The organism is Providencia sp. PROV061 (genome assembly GCF_011045655.1).
GTDB lineage: Bacteria > Pseudomonadota > Gammaproteobacteria > Enterobacterales > Enterobacteriaceae > Providencia > Providencia hangzhouensis.
This window is the reverse complement of record NZ_CP042861.1, coordinates 1,143,887-1,158,077: the sequence shown is the minus strand read 5'-3', so window position 1 is coordinate 1,158,077 and position 14,191 is coordinate 1,143,887. Positions and strand designations below refer to the sequence as shown.

The following is a 14,191-nucleotide window of genomic DNA, read 5'->3' as shown; positions in this document are numbered from 1 at the left end:
ATTTCAAATAAGATTACTCTGTATAATTAATAAGCATTTTCTTAATTAATTTCAAAAAAATTATTACTCGAAATAGTTTTTTGAGTAAATATGTAAAGAGTAAATCTACTTAAATGATTACTATTTTAACCAAATACCATTTTCTCTTACTACATTAATTTCTTGAATGAAATGATTATATTTAATATTTTCCGCAACAGAATTTGATGAAGCACTTCGAGCCTGCTCCTGGACTAATTCTGTGATAGCCTGATGAAATTCTTGGTTTAATTCTTCATGGATATTCACATCATCGGTACTTTTTAACCGCGTAACTAACTGAATTAATTTTTCGGCCTTTGCCTGTACATCCTCATTATCAAAAGTAACAGTTGGGACTCCATACATAAATACCACATTGATAGAATCCGCAGCTTCATGATTAGCAGGATCCGGTAATAAATTTTGTCCGTATTCATTATCTAAATAGGCAATTAATTCATGTTTATCAAAGCACTTGGATTTAATATTTCCATCAAACTTATCATCATAAAGTGTGATTGAATCTGGAAAATTTTCACCAACCGGGTAGCTACACCTAAATATATTTCCATCAATAAGCGTTGCATTAGAACTGCGAACTGGCAGTTCAAGCTCGTGCCCATTAATCGTAATGGGGTAACTCGCAGGTTTAAACCTCTCTTCTTTGCCATCAACGGCATAAACTTCAGACAATGTGTAATAAACAAAATGATTTGGGTTAATAATACCGCCAGAGTTATTTTCAAAGACAAAAAAATCCGTCACGTTACCCTCATCGCTTTCTAACTGGTGTAACCCGCTAGAAAGTAAAACAACACCTTTATCTTCTGGTAAAACATCATAATCTTTACCATCTAGCTTAAACCTAATCGTGTTTGCGCTTGGGTTACTATAATAAAATTTACCTTTACCACTTAAAAGCTCCATATCATCACAAGCGGAAAGTAATATAACCGCGGCGATAAAACAACTATATTTTAGTATAGTATTCATAAAGTTATTCCAAAGCTTTTTAAAATCAATTTATTAAATAAAAAGTGAGCGCTATCTGTAACGCTCTTTAAGATATTATTATCGATATTGAAACCATTATTCAGTTATTCAAATAAAATAACTTTACGATAAATGCGGTAGTAATCTGTCTTAGTTGATAAATCTCATACGTTGTTATCACGCAATACTTTTAACAATACCTGAAAAACCTCGTCCATTAGTGGCGTCGCTTGCTCGCTATTACGAATTAAAGCGACTGTGCGCGTTAACTCCGGTTGTTGTAATTGCAAAACTTTCAATTCCGGGTCTCGTAAATGTACAGTATAAAGCAGTGGTAAAATAGCAATCGCTAATTTTGAACGAACTAAGCCATATAAGGTTTCAATATAATCTACTTGATAACGAATATTTAATTTTAGTCGGTGACTTTCCACCGTAGCAGCAACTAAACGTTGAATATTACCTTTCGAAAATACGGCAATATCACGATTATTTAGCAATTTCCACGGCAAGTGAAATTCATTGGTAGACACGGCATCATCATGATGAATAACAGCAACAAAAGGGTCATCCTGCAAGGGAAAGATATTTAAATTTTGAGGCACTGAGCTATCTAACACACCAATGCCAAAATCAATTTCATGATTGATAAGTTTATCAATCAAAGCGTCATTCGTTTGGTCATAAAACTCAATATTAAGCCTCGGAAAATATTGAGTTAATAATTCAGGTACAGCAGGAAATAACAAAGAACTTACGGAAGGAACTAGCCCAATACGTAATGTTCCATCCCCACCTTCCACGATTATTTTTTGAATTTCACTAAATGCACGGTGAGAAACACTCAGTATTTGCTGTGCATGTGGCAAAATTGCTGCGCCTAGCTCCGTTAATGTTACGGATGAAGCGGTACGATTAATTAGTTTTCCTCCAATAACCGTTTCTATTTGCCGCAAAGCACTACTCAAAGCAGGTTGGCTCACCGCTAGACGATTTGCTGTCTCGGTAAAATGGCGCAGTTTTGCTAATGTCACAAAATACTGTAGTTGTTTGAGCGTAAGTGCTGGCAGTCTCTGCCAAGGTTCTATCATAATAATGTACTTTTATTTTTATTGGGTTAGCCAATATATCTGTTCATTATAACCATTTCTTATCGCATGATAAATTTTATCATCTTGGCAAACGTTTGCGTTGCTCATAAAGTAACAGTCATTAAATTGAAGGAATGGTATTTTTATGAGCATAACAGAACAAAACAGGCGTCATGTCATTCAATCCGCTAAAGGTGAAAAGCCTTTTGACCTTTTACTCGCTAATGCCAATATTGTCGATATGGTCACAGGTGAAGTTCGCCTTGCAGATATCGGGATCACCGGCAACCTAATTGCTAGCGTTCACCCTACTGGAACCCGTACTGATGCAAATGAAACCCATGATTTATCAGGCTATTTCATTTCACCCGGCTTAATAGACACTCACGTTCATTTAGAAAGCTCACACTTACCTCCTGTTCGCTATGCCGAGATAGTTCTAGCTCAAGGAACAACAGCTGTATTTTGGGACCCCCATGAACTCGCCAATGTGCTAGGCCTAGAAGGTGTACGTTATGCCATTGATTCTAGCCGAAATTTGCCGCTAGATATTATGGTTGCAGCCCCTTCATCTGTACCATCAACACCTGGCCTAGAAATGTCTGGTGCAGACTTTGCTGGGGATGAAATGTCAACCATGCTGAGTTGGCCGGAAGTTCGTGGTGTGGCTGAAGTTATGGATATGTTTGGCGTGCTCCATGGCAGTGATAGAATGGAAGAAATTCTAAATGCAGGAATTACATCAGGTAAACTTATAGAAGGCCATGCAAGAGGCTTAAATGGGGCAGATCTCCAAGCTTATCTGGCTGCCGGAGTCACATCTGATCACGAATTAACCTCGGCTGAAGATGCCCTTGAAAAACTGCGTGCGGGCCTTACATTACAAATTCGTGGCTCTCATCCTTACCTTCTTCCCGATATTGTTGCCGCATTAAAATCCTTACCACATTTATCATCGCAAATTACAGTATGTACGGATGATGTTCCGCCCGATATGTTAATTGAAAAAGGTGGCATTATTGCGTTACTTAACCTTTTAATTGAGCATGGAATGCCGGCAACGGACGTACTACGCTTTGCTACATTTAATGCTGCAATACGCTTGCAACGCCATGACCTTGGCCTGATTGCCGCAGGTAGAAAAGCAAATTTAGTTATCTTCGATTCATTGGAAGTTTTGAAAGCGAAAGCTGTGTATGTGTCTGGACGAAAAATTGCTGAAAATAATCAGCTTATCAATGCATTAAATGTGCCTAATGACATTTTACCTCCACGCGATACCATGCGACTTTCACCTATTACCCCAAATGATTGCACATTAAAAATTGATGAAATAAATAATGGTAGTGCGCGTTTACGTCATATTCGTGGAGCGCGCTTTACCCAATGGGGAGAAGTTGACGTACAAATCAAAAATAGCGTGGTACAACTGCCGAATAATTTCAGTCTTATTCGAGTTCAACACCGTCACGGCCGTCACGATGCTTTACCTCAAATAGCCTTACTTGAGGGCTGGGGTGAATTACGCGGAGCCATTGCGACAAGCTATTCACACGATTCACATAACCTCGTTGTTCTTGGACGTGACCCCGATGATATGGCTATCGCTGCTAATTTATTAATCGAGAGTGGTGGAGGTATGGCGTTAGTGCAAAATGGCCAAATTTTAGCCCATGTTGCAATGCCAATAGCGGGGATGTTATCTGATTTACCTGCGCCTGAATTAGCCGCTCAGTTTCGTCAATTACGTGAATTAAGCAGTGAAATTGCAGATTGGGAACCACCTTACCGCGTATTTAAAGCCATTGAGGGAACTTGTCTTGCCTGCAATGCAGGGCCACATTTAACCGATTTAGGATTAACTGACGGAACAACACGTCAAATCGTTGACGCTGTTATCCATACGGTTAAGCACGCTTAGAAAATTAAAAATATCAAAAATAATGATAGGAGAGCCTATTAATGGCTGACAGTTCAATAAATACGCCAACATCAGGGAGTTGGCTGGAAAAACGCTTTGCTTTACGTGAACGTGGGAGTTCAGTGAAAACAGAGTGTTTAGCCGGAGTTACTGGTTTTTTAGCCGCAGCTTACCTGCTAGTCGTGATCCCCGGTTTACTTGCCGCAGGAGGAATGGATAAAGGCGCAGCAACCACTGGAACAATTATTGTCTTCGTCATTGCCAGTTTATTAATGGCATTCTATGCGAATTTACCATTTATTGTTGGCCCCGGTATCGGAGGCTCTGTTCTTGTCGGCATTACTCTCGCAGGTAGTGAAGGCATTGACTGGCAAATAGGGCTCGGCATTGCTTGTTGGTCTGGAATTTTATTTTTCCTATTAACTAAATTTGGCTTGCGTGAGGTTGTTACACGCTCTGTTCCCCAATCAATTAAACTCGGATTAACTGCATCAATTGGTCTGTTCGTGGCCGTTTTAGGTTTTCGAAATGCAGGGTTAGTACTTGCTAACCCAAAAACAAATGCACTAATGCTTGGGGATTTCCTTTCTCCTGGTGCATTAGTTGCACTCGCAGGCTTTTTCGTTGCGATTGCACTACAAGCTCGCAAAATACCAGGCGGAATTTTATGGGCAATTTTATTTGCAACCCTCTTAGGCATTCCTTTTGGCGTCACAAAATTGCCTGAAAGCTTTATTGGTATTCCACATTCTGTGGCACCTGTACTAGGGCATGTAGACTTAATTGGCGCATTAAATATCGCTTTCCTACCTTTCTTATTTGTCTTTTTTGCTGCTGAGTTTTTCTCAACCATGGGAACAACTTTAGCCGTTGGCGGAGAGGCTGGCTTATTAGATAAAGAAGGTAATATGCCAAATATTAACCGCCCCTTTATCGTTGACTCAATTGCTGCTGCATTAGGCCCGTGGGTAGGTATTCCAGCGGCAACCGCACTCATTGAGTCCTCCGCTGCCGCAGAAGCTGGGGGTAAAACAGGTATGACCGCCCTTGCTGCTGCCTTTATGTTTTTACTAATGCTGTTATTTACGCCTATCGCATTAATGATCCCAGCCCAAGCCACAGCTCCAGCTCTAATTTTAATTGGACTAAATATGTTTAGTGGCTTACGAAAAGTGGACTTAGGCAATTTTACTGATGGCTTACCAGTATTAATGATGGTGATGATTACGTTAATCGCTAATAGTTTTGGTACTGGTATTGCAGGTGGGCTGTTATTTTATATTTTAATCAAAGCGGTTGCAGGCAAATGGAGAGAAATTCCAATAAGCTTGTGGATCCTTGCAGTGCCTCTTATTTATTATTTCTCAACATTAGTAAAACACTAATACCACGAGTGCCAGAAAAGCCGATACTTCCACTGTCGGCTTTTCTATTCTAATAAATTTAGTTCAAAACTGCATGAGCTTCTATTTCTATTAACCATTCTGGCAAGGAAAGCCCTGAAACAATAACCCAAGAAGATGCAGGTGGCATATTTGGAAATTTTTCTTTTAATGCTCGCGCAATATCAGCTTGTTCCTTATGGCTGTTAAAGCCCTCTTTGATATAAATACGTAGCATAGCCACATGAGATAAATCGCCACCGGCCTCATGCAATACATGTTCAATATTAATTAATGATTGCACGGTTTGTTCGTAAATTCCCCCAGCAACAGTTTCTTCCGCAGCATTCACACCAACCTGACCCGATAAAAATAATTGTCGGGTTCCCGTTGTTTCTACGGCTTGGCTAAAGCCATACTGCAAAGAATTAAAGACAGACGCTGGAGTTATCGATTTTTTAGCCATTTTTGTTCCATCGTTAATAAAACAGTAAAGCAGTATAAGACTTTCACTTTTCAATTCATTAAATATCAGGCAAACGTTATTTGATTGGTATAATAAATCAGAAAAATGTTTTCACAGAATAACTAATGCTTGTTCTGCTTGGGGTGGGGTCATCATCAATATGATGCTCTATCATATTTAACTATGCTAATACTATTATAAATAGTAATTCAAATAATTAAATTTACATATAAATCAATAAGTTATAACATTAATAAAATCACACTATTATTTTAATTAATAATATTCGTATTCATTCTACTGAGATTAAAAGCAACTAATCATGTAGCATTCCCCCTCTTCTCCTACATTTGCTAAGCATCTTACATGCGGTACATCACACTTCTCATCATTCATATTGAATACGGCTTTATAACCGCGAGATAAAACCAGTGCAAATATTAATCACCACATAAATGATATCCAAATACATATCAAACAGAAAAAACCATAATTAACAAATAGTTAAATTGAAAATAAATAATTTACTACGGGATTTGATGACTCGACAAATGAAAAAATAAGAATGTCGCAGTTAACTAAAAGTTATAGATACCCAAACAAAACTCATTGTTAAACAAAAGTTACGCAAAGTAATTTAATTTATCGCTAATGTTAAATAACAACGGTGAAAGTTCTGGTAAACTAACTTGAGGTAAAATAATGATCCTAGATGCCAGCTACACTTTATTAGTCGCTTGTTTGGCGCTATTGATTGGTATGTTTGTTGTAAAATACACTCCTTTTCTACAAAAAAACCATATTCCTGAAGCCGTTGTTGGCGGTTTTATTGTTGCTATCATTCTATTAATTGTCGATAAAACAGCTGGATATTCATTTACTTTTGATGCTTCACTACAAAGCATTTTAATGATTACGTTCTTTTCATCAATTGGATTGAGCTCAGATTTTTCGCGTTTAATAAAAGGTGGTAAGCCGCTTATTTTACTAACTATCGCAGTGACTATCTTAATTGCTATTCAAAATACCGTTGGTATGGGAATGGCTGTCATGCTTAATGAAAGTCCATTTATTGGCTTAATTGCAGGCTCAATCACACTTACGGGTGGCCACGGCAACGCAGGAGCTTGGGGACCAATACTGGCTGATAAGTATGGCGTGACTGGTGCTGTTGAATTAGCTATGGCATGTGCAACCCTAGGTTTAGTATTAGGTGGGTTAATTGGCGGCCCTGTTGCTCGTCATTTATTGAAAAAAGTTTCAATCCCTAAAAGCACTGAACTCGAAAAAGAAACGATCGTTGAAGCCTTCGAACAACCTAGTGTCAAACGAAAAATTAATGCTAATAATGTTATTGAAACCATCTCAATGCTGATTATCTGTATTGTTGTCGGTGGCTATATTAGTGAGTTTTTTAAAGATACTGTCATGCAATTACCAACCTTTGTTTGGTGCTTATTTGTCGGTATTATTATTCGTAACGTCTTAACCCATGTATTTAAGCATGAAGTTTTTGAACCAACTGTTGATGTTTTAGGTAGCGTTGCCTTGTCATTATTCTTAGCAATGGCGCTAATGTCCTTAAAATTCGGTCAACTCGCCAGTATGGCAGGCCCTGTTCTGATAATTATTGCTGTCCAAACGGTAGTTATGGTTCTATTTGCAACATTTGTTACCTTTAAAATGATGGGTAAAGACTATGACGCAGTTGTTATTAGTGCTGGGCACTGCGGGTTTGGAATGGGTGCGACACCAACCGCTATCGCTAACATGCAGACCGTCACTAAAGCATTCAGTCCTTCTCATAAAGCATTTTTAGTGGTGCCAATGGTAGGGGCATTTATTGTCGATATTTCAAATAGTATCTTAATTAAAATCTTTATCGAAATCGGCACGTATTTTACCTAGTACACAATCATAAAGGCCAGACTATAACCTATGTATATCATCTGGCCTTCTCTTTTTTATCACCATTGAATTTAAACCGCCTAATTACCTTTCATCATTTTCAGTACCAAATAAATAGTTGTTCAGATTAATTTGTATTAATTCGGTAGAATATGCGAATTAATACCAATAGTCGGTTTCGGTGAGTCAAAGCAAATAGTAGGTTTCTGAAAATGAAATTAAGGCATCTCGATATTTTTTATGCGGTCATGACATGTGGCTCTTTAACTCGTGCAGCGGAGGTTTTACATATCTCACAACCCGCGGCAAGTAAGGCCTTAAAACATGCAGAACAACAACTTGGCTTAGTCTTGTTCCAGCGAATAAGAGGAAAGTTAATTCCCACGGCTGAGGCAAACCTGCTATTTGAAGAAGCCAAAGAAGTTTATCAAAATCTAGATAAACTAAGAATTTTAGCGCAAAATTTATCACGTGATCCGCAAGGTAAACTAGCCATTGGTTGTCTACCTAGCTTAGGGCTAAACTTAGTACCTGAAGTGACCGCGCAATTTATTAAAAAACACCCCAATATCAAACTCACGATCGGTACACATCATACAACGGATATTCTGCAGTTATTAACCCAACAAGATCTCGACATTGGTATTGGCTTTAATCTTGAAATTGAAGGAGGCATTGCTGTTCTTCCCATTACTGATATCCCATTAGTCTATGTGGATAGCAAATTACCATTGCACTCCCCTGTATCACTCACCGATATAGACCAAGAGCGTTGGATCCATCCTGGGTCTGACTCCTTATCTCAGCTATTACAAAAGCGCCATGAGTTTGCAGAATCAAATATTAGTGTTCATACCTACCATATGGCAGCAGAATTTGTTCAAGCTGGTTTAGGCTGTAGTATTACGGATATTTTTTCAGCCGAACATACGCTACCTGAGTCAATGATTTACCCACTAAAAGAAGGTTTACATCTTGCCGTATCTGTTTTTCATCGCGCAGACAAACCATTAACCAAAGCTGCACAAAATTATGTTAATACTTTGGCATCCACACTTGAAAAAAGAAATAAAGTAGTTAACCAAAAGTTATACTCTAGTAATGAAAACTCAATTGTTTAGTTAGCTTATTCACCGTTAAATAATAACATCTTGGTTATTATGGGTTACGGATTATTATGACTAAACATGTGGTGGTTATTGGAGCTGGTGTAATTGGTTTAAGCACCGCCTATGCATTAATTAAAGCAGGCCAAACCGTAACATTAGTTGAATCAGATACCGATGTTGGCATGCAGACCAGTTTTGCTAACGGTGGGCAACTCAGCTATCGCTATGTATCTCCTCTTGCAGACGCCGGTGTTCCTTTGCAAGGCCTACGTTGGATGGGGAAAAATAATTCTCCTTTAAATCTAAAAATAACGCCTTCAATACAACAATGGTCTTGGCTTGCACAATTTACATTAGCTTGTAACCGTAAAACGAATAAAATTAATGGTGCCCATCTTTTACGTTTATCACTTTTTAGCCAAGAAATAATGAATAAATGGCGTAACAATGGTGATATTTCTGATTTTGCTTGGGAAAAATCAGGGAAATTAATTATCCACCGTGATAATAAAAGTTTTCAAAAAGCCAGTGAAACGGTTGATAAACAATTTCAAAAAATATTAACACCCTCTGAAATTGTTGGGCTAGAACCTTCTTTAAAAAATATACAGTCTCAATTGGTAGGTGCAATATATGCCCCTGATGATGAGAGTGCAGATTGCTATTTATTCTGTAAGAACCTACTGCAATATTTACTCACGCAATCTCAATTTAATCTTTGCTTACAACATAATGTTCAATCTTTCATTAAACAAGATGACTGCATTATAGGAGTAGCCACTCACCAGGGAACTATCCAAGCTGATGATTTTATTGTTTGTGCCGGCAATGGTAGCCGCGAATTGTTAAAACCACTAAATATTAATGTCCCAATTTTAGGGTTAAAAGGCTATAGCTTAAGCGTAGAATACCCGCAGGTAGAACATATTGTTCCGAAAATTAACGTGACTGATTACGGCAATAAAATTGTCTATGCCAAACTTAATGATCAATTACGTATTGCTGCGATGGTTGATATTGGTTATGACAAGCAAGGATTGCGTGAAAATAGAATACAAGCACTCAAGAATATTATTAAAAATACCTTCCCTGAATTACCTAAAATTGACGATGCTGAAAGTTGGTGTGGGTTACGCCCTTCAACACCGAAAGGCCCACCGATACTAGGAAAAACTGCCTATAAAAATTTATGGCTTAATATTGGGCATGGCAGTTTAGGGTTTACACTTGCCGCAGGCAGCGCGGAAATACTGAGCCAATTAATAACTGAACAAAAACCCCCTATTTCTTTAACTGGATTAACGAGGTAATCATGTCCATAAAACGTAACAACCCAAAACCACGCTTAGCTGATAGCGTTGAATATTCAGGTTTAGTTTACTTATCAGGGCAAGTACCTAATGATCTAACAGGTGATATCACACAACAAACCAAAGACGTTTTTGCCAAGATTGATTCATTACTTGCTGCAAGCAACAGTGATAAAACACGTATTTTATCCGCCCAAGTTTGGATTAAAGATATCAAACGGGATTTTGCTGACTTTAATGCGGTATGGGAAAGTTGGATGCCTATAGAAAATAGCCCTGCCCGTGCAGCTGTTGAAGCCAATATGGCTCGGGAACAAGTACTAGTAGAAATTATGGTGATTGCCGCTCAGGCTTGACCCTATTTAACGGTATTCTAAATCTAAAAAACAGTGAGGTCTAAAAAGATCTACTGTTTTTTATTACTCTACTAATTTATATTAATTTATTAAATAATATATTTAATAACCCCCATCAATCTCATTATAAAATATAACACTTTCACTACTTCCCTTATTAGCTATCATGGAATTGATTTCAATAAGAATAAATAGCTAATATAAATAATTACAAATCAAGTAAAAAACAATTATTAACTGGAGAAGTTAAATGAAAGAAACTGTTGTTGAATATATTTTATCTAAGCTCTATCAATTAGGCATTGAAGATATATTTGGTGTTCCTGGTGATTATTCATTTCCTGTAAATGATAGTGTTTGTGCAAACTCCCATCAACGTTGGATTGGCAATTGCAACGAATTAAACGCAGCGTATGCTGCAGACGGATATGCAAGAATTAAAGGTGTTGCTGCACTATCAACAACCTTTGGCGTTGGCGAATTAAGCGCTCTCAATGCAATAGCAGGTTCTTATGCTGAAAGAGTCCCTATATTTCACCTTGTTGGAATGCCTCCTAGCCTAACACAAAAGAAACAGCGTATTTCTCATCACACATTAGGGGATGGAAACTATGACGTTTTTTATAAAATGAGCCAACATATTGTCTGTGCTCATGCCATTATTACCCCTGAAAACTGTATTGAAGAGACTGAGCGGTTAATCGCATGCGCCTTACATGAACGCCGTCCAGTTTATTTTGGCTTACCTGCTGATTATGCTGTAAAGACTGTAATTAAACCATTTCATCATGTTGTTCCATTAATACCAAACAGTTGCTCAGAAACACTAAAAAATATTATTCCTTTAATCTTAAATAAATTAATAAATAGCCAACAACCCTGCATATTAGCAGGCTCAATGTCTTTGCGCTTAGGCGTAGCAAATACCTTACAAACAATCATTGAAAAAACCAAAATTCCTTATACCGCGTTATTTATGGATAAAAGTGTATTAGATGAAACTAATACGCAATATATCGGAATGTATACAGGGCAAATATTAAATCCTCAAGTCACTTCATTTGTCGAAAGCAGTGATTGTGTTATAAATATAGGCACTATTCTGTCTGACTTTAATTCAGGTTGTTATACCTCTAATATTAAAATCGAAAATATAATCCATATTATGGAAGATAAAGTCATTATTGATGGCCAATGCTACAATAATATTTCCATGAAAGACGTTGTTTTAGCCTTGCAGAATAGATTGCTATCACTGCCAACCTCTTCTTTTAATCAACACAAAAGTCCTAAGGCCCAATCACTAGGTCAACCGATAGCCGTAGAAACAAACGAAATAACTGAATCATATCTATATCCTCGCTTAGAAAAAATGTTTAGACCTAATGATATAATATTTACAGATACTGGAACCTTTTCAATGGGCTTAGCATTTTCACTATTACCTAAAGGTGCATCTTTTCATTCCCAATCATTATGGGGATCTATTGGCTGGGCAACACCTGCTGCACTGGGCGCCGCTTTAGCATCCCCGTCACGTCGAGTCATCTTAGCGACAGGGGAAGGCGCTCATCAATTAACTATGCAAGAAATTAGTCAATTTGCACGATTTGGATTAAAACCCATTATCTTTATATTAAATAATGATGGCTATCTTATTGAACGACTATTCTGTAAAGAACCTGAATATTATTATAATGATGTTGCGCAATGGAATTACGCACAACTTCCTTTAGCACTGGGATGTGACGATTGGTATTGCAAAAAAGTGACAACCTGCGATGAATTAGATGAGGCTTTACAGGCTATCGAAACACTCGACACTGCAGCTTATATAGAAATAGTCACTGACCGATATGATGCTTCAAAATATTTAATAAAAATGAGAGAAATTATTTCTTCTATTTATACCAACTAAACTAGTTTTAGGTCCTTTCGCCTTATAAAGGTCATTTAACTTTATAAGGCATGGGAATTTAACTTTAAACATCACAATACATTGAATTTGTAACCATTATTTTTTTCGTTTCACTAACATAACTAGATGAAACTACGCCATTTTTATGAGCTACAATATCCGCCATTATCGCTAATGCTATTTCGGGTGGTGTTTTGCTACCGATAGGAATACCAATGGGAGCATGGATGCGTTCTATTTCCGCCTCCGTCATCCCACCAGATGCTATAAGACGTTCACGACGACGAGCACTCGTTCTTACTGAGCCCATTGCACCAATATAAAACGCTGGGGTATTCACTGCTTCCATTAGTGTCAGGTCATCAATACGAGGATCATGGGTTAAAGAAACAATAGCGGTATTCGGTGTACAGCTTTGGGATTCCAAATAGCGAGCTGGAAATAATTTAATGACTTCAAATTGACTAGAAAGTTGCCCAGAAAAACGCGATAGCTCATCTTCACGGTGTTCACAAATGATAACCTCAAACCCTAATGTTGCTGCAAAACTAGCACAGTAAATACCTACATTTGAGATCCCAGCAATAATTAACCGTGGTGGCGCAGCAATATACAATTGAATATTATCCCCTTCCCGCTCTATTTGGGTTGGGATTTGTTGATTATTAACCGTGCTTACCTCCCCCCTTTGTGGCAACGTGATTTTTTTACTGATTGCAGTATATCCCAGTAACGCTTGATGTATCTCCGTAAGGTAACTAACACTTTCCTGACTATTCGGTAAATATTCAATTAAAACATCTAAACTACCATCACAAGGTAAATTCACTTTCGCTTCTAAACCACCGCGACCATAGCGAACAATTTGGCTGCTCTTAATGTATTCAGCATGCTGTATTCGTTGAATAAAATCTTCTTCAATACAACCACCTGATAAAGAACCAACATACTGGCCATCTGCCTTTGCAACAAGAAGTGAGCCCGGGCTACGAGGAGAGGAACCATATGTACTTAGCACCGTACACAACCATATGGGCTCTTTTTTTATCCAAGAAAGGGCTTGAGAGATAACAAAAACATCTTCACGCAACATATTCGTTCCTTAATCGTTATCAACACTCGGATAATCAATATCTTTTACAACATTTTCGTCATTTATGTCTAATTGATAAACAAGATTACGACTTAATATTGATTTCGCACCGTCATCACCTACTAGATTAATTAATTCTGTATAATGCTTTGCAGATATTCCCACTGGATGGCCTGGCAAACCATTATATATTGGCCTGACTAATGTATGCTGTTTTAATTCATTCACTATACGAGTAAATAAATGACTATTGATGTATGGCATATCCGCTAAATGAATTATCCAACCATCTAAATTAGACGTATTTTTAACACCAAATGCGATTGACTCACCTAATCCATTACTATTTATCAACGAGTATGGAATATTAAATTGTAAACAATTATTAATAACACCTTCATTCTCAGGCCGTGTCACTACATGCACAGGAAGCTCACTATCGATTGAATTTAATAGTGTTTTTTCAAAAACTGTATTTTTTTCAAGCATAAAATTTAATTTACTTCCTTTACCTCCAGCATTTTGAAAACGTTCACTTTTTCCTGCTGCCAATATTAAAATACCAATATTCATAGTTTTTATTTTAAATCGATATACTGATTGCGTATCTCATAAATAAAGTA

General features: G+C 37.5%; 12 protein-coding genes. 7 read left to right on the top strand and 5 right to left on the bottom strand.

Annotated features, from left to right (window positions below; all coding sequences use genetic code 11):
• Nucleotides 1-120: 120 nt before the first annotated feature.
• Nucleotides 121-1,014: a hypothetical protein gene (locus FVA72_RS05205; RefSeq protein WP_110592282.1), complete on the bottom strand. Its 894-nt coding sequence runs from the start codon at nucleotides 1,012-1,014 to the stop codon at nucleotides 121-123.
• Between the two features lie 164 nt (nucleotides 1,015-1,178).
• Nucleotides 1,179-2,105: a LysR family transcriptional regulator gene (locus tag FVA72_RS05200; RefSeq protein WP_110592283.1), complete on the bottom strand. Its 927-nt coding sequence runs from the start codon at nucleotides 2,103-2,105 to the stop codon at nucleotides 1,179-1,181.
• A 145-nt stretch (nucleotides 2,106-2,250) separates the two neighbouring features.
• On the opposite strand from FVA72_RS05200, the gene FVA72_RS05195 reads away from it, so the two are divergent.
• Together FVA72_RS05195 and FVA72_RS05190 are read left to right on the top strand one after the other, a co-directional pair.
• A complete protein-coding gene (locus tag FVA72_RS05195) occupies nucleotides 2,251-4,026 on the top strand; it encodes an adenine deaminase (RefSeq protein ID WP_094960932.1) in 1,776 nt (591 codons plus the stop codon).
• 41 nt (nucleotides 4,027-4,067) lie between these two features.
• Nucleotides 4,068-5,411, top strand: a complete 1,344-nt coding sequence (locus FVA72_RS05190) for an NCS2 family permease (RefSeq protein ID WP_004260651.1) — start codon at nucleotides 4,068-4,070, stop codon at nucleotides 5,409-5,411.
• A gap of 58 nt (nucleotides 5,412-5,469) precedes the next feature.
• Here the strand turns inward: FVA72_RS05190 and FVA72_RS05185 are convergent, their stop codons facing one another.
• A complete protein-coding gene (locus FVA72_RS05185) occupies nucleotides 5,470-5,874 on the bottom strand; it encodes a RidA family protein (RefSeq protein ID WP_110592284.1) in 405 nt (134 codons plus the stop codon).
• 702 nt (nucleotides 5,875-6,576) lie between these two features.
• Here FVA72_RS05185 and gltS point away from each other — a divergent pair.
• From gltS to FVA72_RS05160, 5 genes are all read left to right on the top strand, one after another.
• Nucleotides 6,577-7,782, top strand: a complete 1,206-nt coding sequence (gene gltS / locus FVA72_RS05180) for a sodium/glutamate symporter (protein WP_094960930.1) — start codon at nucleotides 6,577-6,579, stop codon at nucleotides 7,780-7,782.
• A gap of 212 nt (nucleotides 7,783-7,994) precedes the next feature.
• Nucleotides 7,995-8,903 (top strand): LysR family transcriptional regulator, encoded by a 909-nt coding sequence (locus FVA72_RS05175; RefSeq protein WP_110592285.1) that lies wholly within the window; start codon nucleotides 7,995-7,997, stop codon nucleotides 8,901-8,903.
• A gap of 56 nt (nucleotides 8,904-8,959) precedes the next feature.
• The gene (locus FVA72_RS05170) at nucleotides 8,960-10,201 is read left to right on the top strand and encodes a D-amino acid dehydrogenase (protein WP_110592286.1); all 1,242 of its coding nucleotides are present in this window, start codon (nucleotides 8,960-8,962) and stop codon (nucleotides 10,199-10,201) included.
• Between the two features lie 2 nt (nucleotides 10,202-10,203).
• A complete protein-coding gene (locus FVA72_RS05165) occupies nucleotides 10,204-10,557 on the top strand; it encodes a RidA family protein (RefSeq protein ID WP_004260681.1) in 354 nt (117 codons plus the stop codon).
• A gap of 250 nt (nucleotides 10,558-10,807) precedes the next feature.
• Nucleotides 10,808-12,475 (top strand): alpha-keto acid decarboxylase family protein, encoded by a 1,668-nt coding sequence (locus FVA72_RS05160; protein ID WP_110592287.1) that lies wholly within the window; start codon nucleotides 10,808-10,810, stop codon nucleotides 12,473-12,475.
• 64 nt (nucleotides 12,476-12,539) lie between these two features.
• On the opposite strand, the gene FVA72_RS05155 is transcribed toward FVA72_RS05160, so the two are convergent.
• Both FVA72_RS05155 and FVA72_RS05150 read right to left on the bottom strand, forming a co-directional pair.
• Entirely contained in the window at nucleotides 12,540-13,568 is a 1,029-nt protein-coding gene (locus tag FVA72_RS05155; protein ID WP_110592288.1) for an XdhC family protein, read from the bottom strand.
• Between the two features lie 9 nt (nucleotides 13,569-13,577).
• Nucleotides 13,578-14,141 carry a nucleotidyltransferase family protein gene (locus FVA72_RS05150; protein WP_096863304.1) on the bottom strand — a complete coding sequence of 188 codons (564 nt, stop codon included), beginning with the start codon at nucleotides 14,139-14,141 and terminating at the stop codon, nucleotides 13,578-13,580.
• Nucleotides 14,142-14,191: the final 50 nt, after the last annotated feature.